The organism is Variovorax sp. OK212, from assembly GCF_900112425.1.
In the GTDB taxonomy this organism is placed as follows: Bacteria; Pseudomonadota; Gammaproteobacteria; order Burkholderiales; family Burkholderiaceae_C; genus Variovorax.
This window is the reverse complement of sequence record NZ_FOLP01000005.1, coordinates 485,017-493,288: the sequence shown is the minus strand read 5'-3', so window position 1 is coordinate 493,288 and position 8,272 is coordinate 485,017. Positions and strand designations below refer to the sequence as shown.

The 8,272-nt window shown below is 67.9% G+C and carries 10 protein-coding genes; 5 read left to right on the top strand and 5 right to left on the bottom strand.

The window, feature by feature from the left end; translation table 11 throughout:
* The coding region (locus tag BM004_RS18910; RefSeq protein WP_305727953.1) for a Fe-Mn family superoxide dismutase at positions 1-99 on the top strand (99 nt) is incomplete at its 5' end.
* 28 nt (positions 100-127) lie between these two features.
* Here BM004_RS18910 and BM004_RS18905 read toward each other — a convergent pair.
* On the bottom strand, positions 128-505 hold the full coding sequence (locus tag BM004_RS18905; RefSeq protein WP_093215693.1) for a VOC family protein: 378 nt from the start codon (positions 503-505) through the stop codon (positions 128-130).
* A gap of 239 nt (positions 506-744) precedes the next feature.
* Between BM004_RS18905 and BM004_RS18900 the strand changes: the two genes are divergently transcribed.
* Positions 745-1,752, top strand: a complete 1,008-nt coding sequence (locus tag BM004_RS18900) for a Bug family tripartite tricarboxylate transporter substrate binding protein (protein ID WP_093215691.1) — start codon at positions 745-747, stop codon at positions 1,750-1,752.
* 60 nt (positions 1,753-1,812) lie between these two features.
* Complete coding sequence (locus tag BM004_RS18895; RefSeq protein WP_093215688.1) at positions 1,813-2,868, top strand: MBL fold metallo-hydrolase; 1,056 nt, start codon at positions 1,813-1,815, stop codon at positions 2,866-2,868.
* Positions 2,869-3,009: 141 nt separating this feature from the next.
* Here the strand turns inward: BM004_RS18895 and BM004_RS18890 are convergent, their stop codons facing one another.
* From BM004_RS18890 to BM004_RS18875, 4 genes are all read right to left on the bottom strand, one after another.
* Positions 3,010-3,267 carry a hypothetical protein gene (locus BM004_RS18890; RefSeq protein WP_093134980.1) on the bottom strand — a complete coding sequence of 86 codons (258 nt, stop codon included), beginning with the start codon at positions 3,265-3,267 and terminating at the stop codon, positions 3,010-3,012.
* A 38-nt stretch (positions 3,268-3,305) separates the two neighbouring features.
* On the bottom strand, positions 3,306-4,079 hold the full coding sequence (locus tag BM004_RS18885; RefSeq protein WP_093134982.1) for an SDR family NAD(P)-dependent oxidoreductase: 774 nt from the start codon (positions 4,077-4,079) through the stop codon (positions 3,306-3,308).
* Positions 4,080-4,165: 86 nt separating this feature from the next.
* Positions 4,166-4,648: a hypothetical protein gene (locus BM004_RS18880; protein WP_093215686.1), complete on the bottom strand. Its 483-nt coding sequence runs from the start codon at positions 4,646-4,648 to the stop codon at positions 4,166-4,168.
* Positions 4,645-5,421, bottom strand: a complete 777-nt coding sequence (locus tag BM004_RS18875; protein WP_093134987.1) for a Crp/Fnr family transcriptional regulator — start codon at positions 5,419-5,421, stop codon at positions 4,645-4,647. The genes BM004_RS18880 and BM004_RS18875 overlap by 4 nt, the downstream gene beginning before the upstream one ends.
* 84 nt (positions 5,422-5,505) lie before the next feature.
* Between BM004_RS18875 and BM004_RS18870 the strand changes: the two genes are divergently transcribed.
* Entirely contained in the window at positions 5,506-7,461 is a 1,956-nt protein-coding gene (locus BM004_RS18870) for an AMP-dependent synthetase/ligase (protein WP_093215682.1), read from the top strand.
* Positions 7,458-8,243: an ABC transporter ATP-binding protein gene (locus BM004_RS18865; protein WP_093134992.1), complete on the top strand. Its 786-nt coding sequence runs from the start codon at positions 7,458-7,460 to the stop codon at positions 8,241-8,243. Before BM004_RS18870 ends, BM004_RS18865 begins: the two co-directional genes overlap by 4 nt.
* The last annotated feature ends 29 nt before the right edge of the window (positions 8,244-8,272 follow it).

The following is an 8,272-nucleotide window of genomic DNA, read 5'->3' as shown; positions in this document are numbered from 1 at the left end:
GCGTACTACATCGACTACCGCAACCTGCGCCCGAAGTTCGTCGAGACCTTCCTGGCCAAGCTGGCCAACTGGGACTTCGCCGCCAAGAACTTCGGCTGAGCCTTCAGTTGAGACTTCGGCTGAAGCTTCAGCCGTTGATGAGGTTCAGGATGTTCCCGTCCGGGTCCTTGAACCACGCGACCTTCATGTCACCCATGACATGCAGGTCGCCTTCGAGCGTCGTGCCGGGCATGTCGTAGTGCTCGAAGCGCACGCCGCGCTCCTTCAGCGCCGCGGCGATGCGCCCGATGTCGTTGCCCACCTGCCAGGTCACGGCCGTGGCCTGGTTGGTGCCCGCGAACTGCGAGCGGTACACGTTGATGCGCGTGCCGCCGCTGCGGTAGACGATGACCTCGTCGCCCTCCGTGTCGACCTGCGCGAGGCCCAGCGTGTCTTCGTAGAAGCGGCGGGCCACCGCGAGGTCCTTCACCGCGAGATTGGCCACCGCGTCGATGTTTCCGAGCATGAGCGTCTCCTTCGAGAATTGATGACTCAACTTTGATTACTCAACCGTCCGGTGCAGTATTCGCCGCTCGCGCCCCGCTGTCAAGGCACGCGCAAAACAGCCCCCGCACCTCGATACGGGCCCCATCGCGAATGAAGAAATCCTTCCGGCGCGCCTTGCGGCACACTGCACCCCCGGTGCAGTGACGGCATCGCCGCACCCCCGATTCGCTTCGACAGACGACAAAGAGACAACAACCCATGATCCGCAGAAACCTCGGCACGCTGGCCATTGCGCTGGCCCTTCCGCTCACCTTCTCGCTGGCCCTCACGGCCACCGCCCACGCCCAGACCGCCGCATCCGCCCCGGCCTACCCCGCCAAGCCCATCCGCATGGTCGTGCCCTTCCCGCCCGGCGGCGGCACCGACATCCTGGCGCGCCTGGTCGCGCAGAAGCTCACCGAGGCCAACCACTGGACCGTGGTGCCCGACAACCGCGGCGGCGCCGGCGGCACCATCGGCATCGCCGAGGCCGCGCGCGCCGCGCCCACGGGCTACGACATCGTGATGGGCCAGAAGGACAACATGGTCGTGGCGCCCTGGCTTTACAAGAACCTGAGCTACAACCCGGTGAAGGACCTCACGGCCGTGGCCCACGTGGCCTACACGCCGGTGGTGATCGTCACGCAGGCCAACTCCAGGTTCAAGTCGCTCGACGACGTGGTGAAGGCCGCGCGCGCCGCGCCCGACACCGTCACCTACGGCTCGCCGGGCAACGGCACCACCATCCACCTGGCCGGCGAGATCTTCGACAGCGCCGCCAAGATCAAGATGCGCCACGTGCCCTACAAGGGCTCCAACGCGGCCATGATGGACGTGCTCGCGGGCAACGTCGACCTGATGGTGTCGTCGGTGCCTTCGGCCCTGGCGCAGATCAAGGCCGGCAAGCTGCGTCCGCTGGCCGTCACCTCGGCCAAGCGCAGCACCTCGCTGCCCGACACGCCCACCGTGGCCGAGCTCGGCTACAAGGACTTCGACGTGTCCACCTGGTACGGCCTGTTCGTGCCGGCCGGCACGCCCAAGGACGTGGTCACGCTGCTGAACGCCGAAGTGAACAAGCTGCTGGCCACGCCTGAAATGAAGGCCGCCATCATTGCCCAGGGCGCGGAGCCGCAGGGCATGACGCCGGCCCAGTTCGGCACGCTGCTGAAGACCGACTACGACAAGTGGAAGGGCATCGTGCAAGCCTCGGGCGCGACAATCGAATAAGCCTGCGCGCCGCAGAATGGTGTCTCCGGAACAAGCCGCAGCGACGGCATGGAGACACCGATGGTTCTTTTCCCTTCCCGCTTTCCTTCCCGTTCACCGTTCCTGAAGACAGCCGCGCTGGCCGCGGTTGCCGCCCTCGTCCAGGGGTGCGCGCAGACCCCGGCCTCACAGGCATCGGCCTCGCAGGCGCCCTCCAACGCCACCGTCGCCGCCCACGTCTCGGCGGCCACGAAGACCGCGGGCACCGACCTCGGCGCGCTGCTCACGCTGTGCAAGCCCGCCGCCGACGCGCGGCCGCAGCAGGCCGAGCTCGACCGCAGCCTCACCGCCCTCATCGACAAGCCGGCGCCGCCGCCCGGCAAGGCCTTCGACAACCTGTACTTCGTGGGTGCCGACTGGGTCAGCGCGTGGGCAGTGAAGACCTCGGACGGCATCATCCTCATCGATGCGCTGAACAACCAGGTGGAGGCCGCCGCGCTGATCGAAGGCGGCATGCGCAAGCTGGGCCTCGACCCCGCGCAGATCAAGTACGTGCTGGTCACGCACGGCCACGGCGACCACTACGGCGGCGCACCCTACCTGGCGCAGAAGTACCACGCGCGCGTGGTCATGAGCGAAGCCGACTGGACCATGACCGAGACCAAGCTGGAGTTCGCCACGCCGATCTGGGGCGCACCGCCCAAGCGCGGTCCGCGCGACATCTCGGTGAAGGACGGCGACCGCCTCACGCTGGGCGACACCACCCTCACGCTGTACATCACGCCGGGCCACACCATGGGCACCATCTCGCCGGTGTTCGACGTGGCCTCGGGCAAGCAGAAGCACCGCGCCATGCTGTGGGGCGGCACGGGCTTCAACTTCGGCAAGGACGTGCCGCGCCTGAACAGCTACATCGCCGCCACGCAGCGCATGGACACGGTGGTGTCGGCGCAGAAGATCGACGTGATGCTGTCGAACCACTCGAACATCGACGGCTCGCAGGGCAAGCTGGCGGCGCTGCGCCAGCAGCCGGCGCAACCCAATCCGTTCGTGATGGGCACGCCGGTGGTGGAGCGGGCGTTGAGCGTGATGGGGGAATGCGCGCAGGCGCAGCGGGACAGGTTCGTGATGCAGTGAGCCCGTCTTGCGCCTTCCCCTTCGGGGGAAGGTTGGGATGGGGGCTGACGGCGTTTGAAAAAGCCGTGGCGATGGATGCGCCGCTGGCCCCCACCCCTGCCCTCCCCCGGAAGGGGAGGGAGACATGCAAATACCGCGGGCTCAGTCGGGCACGAACTTCGTGTTGAAGATCTCCACGTCCGACGCCAGCTCGAACGTCGCCACCTGCCCCATCTTCCCGTCGCTCATGCGGCAGGCCGAGAACAGGCTGAAGCGGCCCTTGAAGTAGAACTCGTCCATCACGATCAGTGCGTACGGGTAAGGCACGAAGACCTGGTGTTCGAAGATGATGCGGTGCACGTTCCTCGGCGACGGAAAGAGCTTGTAGTCGTTGGTGTCGATCGACTTGGCTGTGGCCATGGTGTGCGTCCCGTTTCGATGCGTTGCTGCGTGCGCGTTCAGGCCGGGTCGCGCACGTCGGCCACGGGGTTCGCGCCGAAGTCCGCGCGCGCCAGGTACTTCAGCACCTTGGCGGCGGCCGTGGCGGGGCTGTCGAGCATGCCTTCGTTCTTCATCTTCTCGAAGCGCGTGCGGTCCGGGAACTTGTCGGCCGAGGCGCCGCGCAGCTGCACCTGCATGTCGGTGTCGATCACGCCGGGCGCCAGCGACACGATGCGCGCGCCGTTCGGCGCCTGCGCTTCCTCGAGCGCCACGGCGCGCGAGAAGTGGTCCATGCCGGCCTTGGCGCCGCAGTACGGCGCCTGGCTGCCCATGGCGTTGCGGCCCAGGCCCGACGAGATGTTCAGCACCTTGCGCGCGCCGCGCCATTCGCGCGTGGCGCCCAGGAAGGCGGCCGTGAGCAGCATCGGCGCTTCGAGGCCGATGCGCAGCGCCAGCGACAGCTCGGACGCCACAGCGCGCGACAGCGGCGCGGGGTTGCCCACGGTGCCGGCGTTGTTGATGAGCGTGACGCTGTCGAAGCGCTGGCCGTCCACGGTCTGCAGCCAGGCCGACAGGCGGGCCGCGGCGGCCACGGGGTCGGACAGGTCCTGCTCCCATTGCGTGAGCTCGGCGCCGGCGGCCTTGGCCGAATCCGCGGCCGCGGCCAGCTCGGGCGATTGCTTGCGCGAAATGCCGAGCACCACGTGGCCGGCCTGCAGCAGCTGTTCGGCCATGGCATGGCCCAGGCCGCGCGAGGCGCCGGTGATGAGGGTGAGGTGGGAAGCGGTCATCGGGAAAGGACTTTCTGGAAAGAAGGCGAGGAGGTTAAGGGGTAATGAAAAGCCTTGCGGGCAAGCCTTGGGGAAAGCCTCGCGGCTCAACCGGTGCGGAATTGCTTGCGCAGGAAGTTGCGGTGGCGGGCAATGTGCTGCAGCTGCGCGGGCGCGATGGTGCCGCCCAGGTCGACTTCGTCCGCGCCGTTGAGCACGGCATTGGCGTTGACCATGGCGCGCGCCACCACCTCTTCCTCGCTCACGCCGAGCTGCGCCGCCAGGTCGAGCGCCACGCGGCGCATGGCGCGCTGCGACAGCATCCACATGGCGCCGAAGCGGTCCCACGCGAGCGCGGCTTCGTCGGCCTTCTCGCGGTCGGCCAGGATCTCGCTGAGCGGCTTGGCCAGCACGGCGTCGAGCGCCTCGATCTTCTCGGCCAGGCGCTCGTTGTGCGCAAGGGCTTCTTCGAGCGTGGGGCCGGCGTCTGCGGCTTTCGCCTTCTTCGCCGGTTCGGGCGGCTCGGGCGGTGCAGCGAAGGCGGCCTGCTCATTGGCGGGAACGATCTGGATCTGGTCTTTGAGGCTCATTGGGTTTCCGTTTCCGCGGAGGGTTGGTTCTTCTTGTTCGACATCGCGGTCGCGCGCAGGCCCGGCAGGTCGAGCACGCGCAGGCCACCGTACTCCACGCGGATCAACCCCTGCGCCGACAGGCCGTTCAGCGCCTCGTTCACGCGCTGGCGCGACAGGCCCACCAGGTAGGCCAGCTCCTGCTGCGTGATGCGCAGGACTTCGCCCACGCCCGGGTACAGCACCGGGTTGAACAGCGACACCAGGTTGCGCGCCACGCGCGCGTCGGGGTTGTTGAGCCGGTCGATCTCCAGCGCCGCGATGAACTGGCCCAGCCGCTCGTTGAGCTGGTTCATCACGAAGCGGTTGAAGCCGATGGAGTGGTCCAGCAGCCAGTGGAAGCTCTCGATGGGCAGGCCCGCCACCACGCTGCGGCGCAGCGCCTGGATGTTGTAGCGGTAGGGCTCGCGCTTCATCACCGTGCCCTCGCCGAACCAGCCGCCGGGCGGCACGCCGGTGTAGGTGACGGAGCCGCCGTCGGCGTTGTCGTTGCTCATCTTCAGCAGGCCCTCGACCACGCCGAACCAATAGGTGGGCGAGCGCCCGACGCGGCACACCAGGTCGCCGGGCTCGGCCTCGCCGACTACCAGCGTGGCCTCGGCGCGGCGGCGCTCGGCGGGCGTGAGCGTGTGCAGCCAGGGGATGCTGTCGAGTTCGGCGCCGCTGGGGGGACGCACGCGGTCCTTGATGGAACCGCCGAGCACGTGGTTGTGGTTGAGGTCGCCGTGAGGCATCGGGAAACTCCGGGGAGTAGTGTCCCTAGGATTGTCGTTGGAACGACAACCGGGCGTCAAAGTGGGACCTACGATCCGCCCACTGTGCAAACAACCGCCCCCACCTTCCCCCGTCTGCTGCTCGCGCATGCCGAGGCCCAGCCCGAGGCGCCCGCCGTGCGCGAAAAGGACCTCGGCATCTGGCAAACCTGGACCTGGAACGCCGTGGCGCAGGAGGTGCGCGAAATGGCCTGCGGCCTGGCGAGCCTCGGCTTCAAGGCCTTCGACAACCTGGCCATCGTCGGCGCCAACCGGCCGCACCTGTACATGGCGGTGGTCGCCGCGCAGAGCCTGCGCGGCGTGCCCGTGCCGCTGTACCAGGACGCGGTGGCCGGCGAGATGGTGTTCATGCTGCAGGACGCGAGCATCGAGTTCGTGATCGTCGAGGACCAGGAGCAGGTCGACAAGCTGCTGGAGTGCCGCGAGATCCAGAAGGAGCGCTACCCCGCGATCCGCCACATCATCTACGACGACCCCAAGGGCCTGCGCCACTACGACCAGCCCGGGCTCATGAGCTACGAGCAGCTGCGCGCGCTGGGCCGCGAGTTCGACAAGGCCCACCTGGGCTACTACGACCGCGCGGTGGCCAGCGGCGAGGCCACCGACGTGGGCGTGATCCTCTACACCTCGGGCACCACCGGCCGCCCCAAGGGCGTGTGCCAGACGCATGCGAGCTTCATCGCGGCGGGCCGCGGCGGCGTGGAGACCGACCGGCTCGGCCCCGGCGACAACATCATGAGCTACCTGCCGATGGCGTGGGTGGGCGACCACCTGTTCTCGGTGGCGCAGTGGCTGGTGGGCGGCTTCACGCTGAACTGCCCCGAGTCGAGCGAGACGGTGATGAACGACATGCGCGAGATCGGCCCGAGCTACTACTTCGGCCCGCCGCGCACCTTCGAGGGCCTGCTCACGGCCGTGTCGATCCGCATGGAAGACGCGGCCGCGCCCAAGCGCTGGCTGTATGCCAGGTTCATGGCGCTGGCGCAGCGCGTGGGCGCCGACATATTGAACGGCGCGCCGGTGAGCACCGGCGACCGGCTGCTGTACGGCCTGGGCAACCTGCTCATCTACGGGCCGCTGCGCAACGTGCTGGGCATGAGCCGCATCCGCGTGGCGTACACCGCGGGCGCGGCCATCGGGCCCGACCTGTTCCGCTTCTACCGCTCCATCGGCGTGAACCTCAAGCAGTTCTACGGCCAGACCGAGACCTGCGCCTACGTGTGCCTGCAGCAGGACGGCAAGGTCAAGCTGCAGACCGTGGGCACGGCCGCGCCGGGCATCGAGCTGAAGATCGCCGAAGACGGCGAGGTGCTGGTGCGCGGCGTGTCGGTGCTCAAGGAGTACTACAAGCGCCCCGACGCCACCGCCGAGGTGCTGGACGCCAACGGCTACTTCCACACCGGCGACGCGGGCGTGCTCGACAGCGAGGGCCACCTGCGCATCATCGACCGCGCGAAGGACGTGGGACGGCTCGTGGGCGGCGCGATCTTCGCGCCCAACTACATCGAGAACAAGCTCAAGTTCTTCCCGCAGATCAAGGAAGCCGTGTGCTTCGGCAATGCGCGCGACCAGGTGTGCGCGGCCATCAACATCGACTTCGAGGCCGTGGGCAACTGGGCCGAGCGGCGCGGGCTGGCCTACGGCGGCTACGTCGACCTGGCCGGCAAGCCCGACGTGCTGACGCTGATTGCCGAGTGCATCGGCAAGGTCAACGCCGACCTGGCGGGCGAGGACGGCATGGGCGAGACGCAGATCGCGCGCTTCCTGGTGCTGCACAAGGAGCTCGACCCCGACGACGACGAGCTCACCCGCACGCGCAAGGTGCGCCGCGGCTTCATCGCCGAGAAATACGCGGTGCTGGTCGATGCGCTCTACGGCGGCAAGGCCGAGCAGTTCATCGAGACCCAGGTCAAGTTCGAGGACGGCCGCACGGGCGTGGTGAGCGCCACGCTGAAGGTCGTCGAGGCAAAGAATTTCCCCATCGTGAAGGCGGCCGCATGAGCGCGCGCAAGACCGGCGACGTCGTGCTCGACGTGCAGAACATCAGCTTGAGCTTCGGCGGCGTGAAGGCGCTGACGGACATCAGCTTCAACGTGCGCGAGCACGAGGTGCGGGCCATCATCGGGCCCAACGGCGCGGGCAAGAGCTCGATGCTGAACTGCATCAACGGCGTGTACTGGCCGCAGCAGGGCTCCATCACCTTCCGCGGCCAGACCTTCAAGCACATGAACTCGCGCCAGGTGGCCGAGATGGGCGTGGCGCGCACCTTCCAGAACCTGGCGCTGTTCAAGGGCATGAGCGTGCTCGACAACATCATGACCGGGCGCAACCTCAAGATGAAGAGCGGCCTGCTCGCGCAGGCGCTGCGCTGGGGCCCGGCGGAGCGCGAGGAGCTGCGCCACCGCGAGTTCGTCGAGCACATCATCGATTTCCTGGAGATCCAGGCGCACCGCAAGACGCCGGTGGGCCGCCTGCCCTACGGCCTGCAGAAGCGCGTGGACCTGGGCCGCGCGCTGGCCATGGAGCCGCAGGTGCTGCTGCTGGACGAGCCCATGGCCGGCATGAACGTGGAAGAGAAGCAGGACATGAGCCGCTTCATCCTCGACGTGAACGACGAGTTCGGCGCGACCATCGTGCTGATCGAGCACGACATGGGCGTGGTGATGGACATCTCCGACCGCGTGGTGGTGCTGGACTACGGCAAGAAGATCGGCGACGGCACGCCGGACGAAGTGCGCAACAACGAAGACGTGATCCGGGCTTATCTGGGTGTGGAGCATTGACCATGGCAGCGCACACCCGCCACTTTTCT

Excerpts from the sequence above, each read along its gene's own strand:
- BM004_RS18905 (WP_093215693.1), bottom strand. The coding sequence starts at position 505 with ATGCTCGGAAACATCGACGCGGTGGCCAATCTCGCGGTGAAGGACCTC.
- BM004_RS18900 (WP_093215691.1), top strand. The coding sequence starts at position 745 with ATGATCCGCAGAAACCTCGGCACGCTGGCCATTGCGCTGGCCCTTCCG.
- BM004_RS18895 (WP_093215688.1), top strand. The coding sequence starts at position 1,813 with ATGGTTCTTTTCCCTTCCCGCTTTCCTTCCCGTTCACCGTTCCTGAAG.
- BM004_RS18890 (WP_093134980.1), bottom strand. The coding sequence starts at position 3,267 with ATGGCCACAGCCAAGTCGATCGACACCAACGACTACAAGCTCTTTCCG.
- BM004_RS18885 (WP_093134982.1), bottom strand. The coding sequence starts at position 4,079 with ATGACCGCTTCCCACCTCACCCTCATCACCGGCGCCTCGCGCGGCCTG.
- BM004_RS18880 (WP_093215686.1), bottom strand. The coding sequence starts at position 4,648 with ATGAGCCTCAAAGACCAGATCCAGATCGTTCCCGCCAATGAGCAGGCC.
- BM004_RS18875 (WP_093134987.1), bottom strand. The coding sequence starts at position 5,421 with ATGCCTCACGGCGACCTCAACCACAACCACGTGCTCGGCGGTTCCATC.
- BM004_RS18865 (WP_093134992.1), top strand. The coding sequence starts at position 7,458 with ATGAGCGCGCGCAAGACCGGCGACGTCGTGCTCGACGTGCAGAACATC.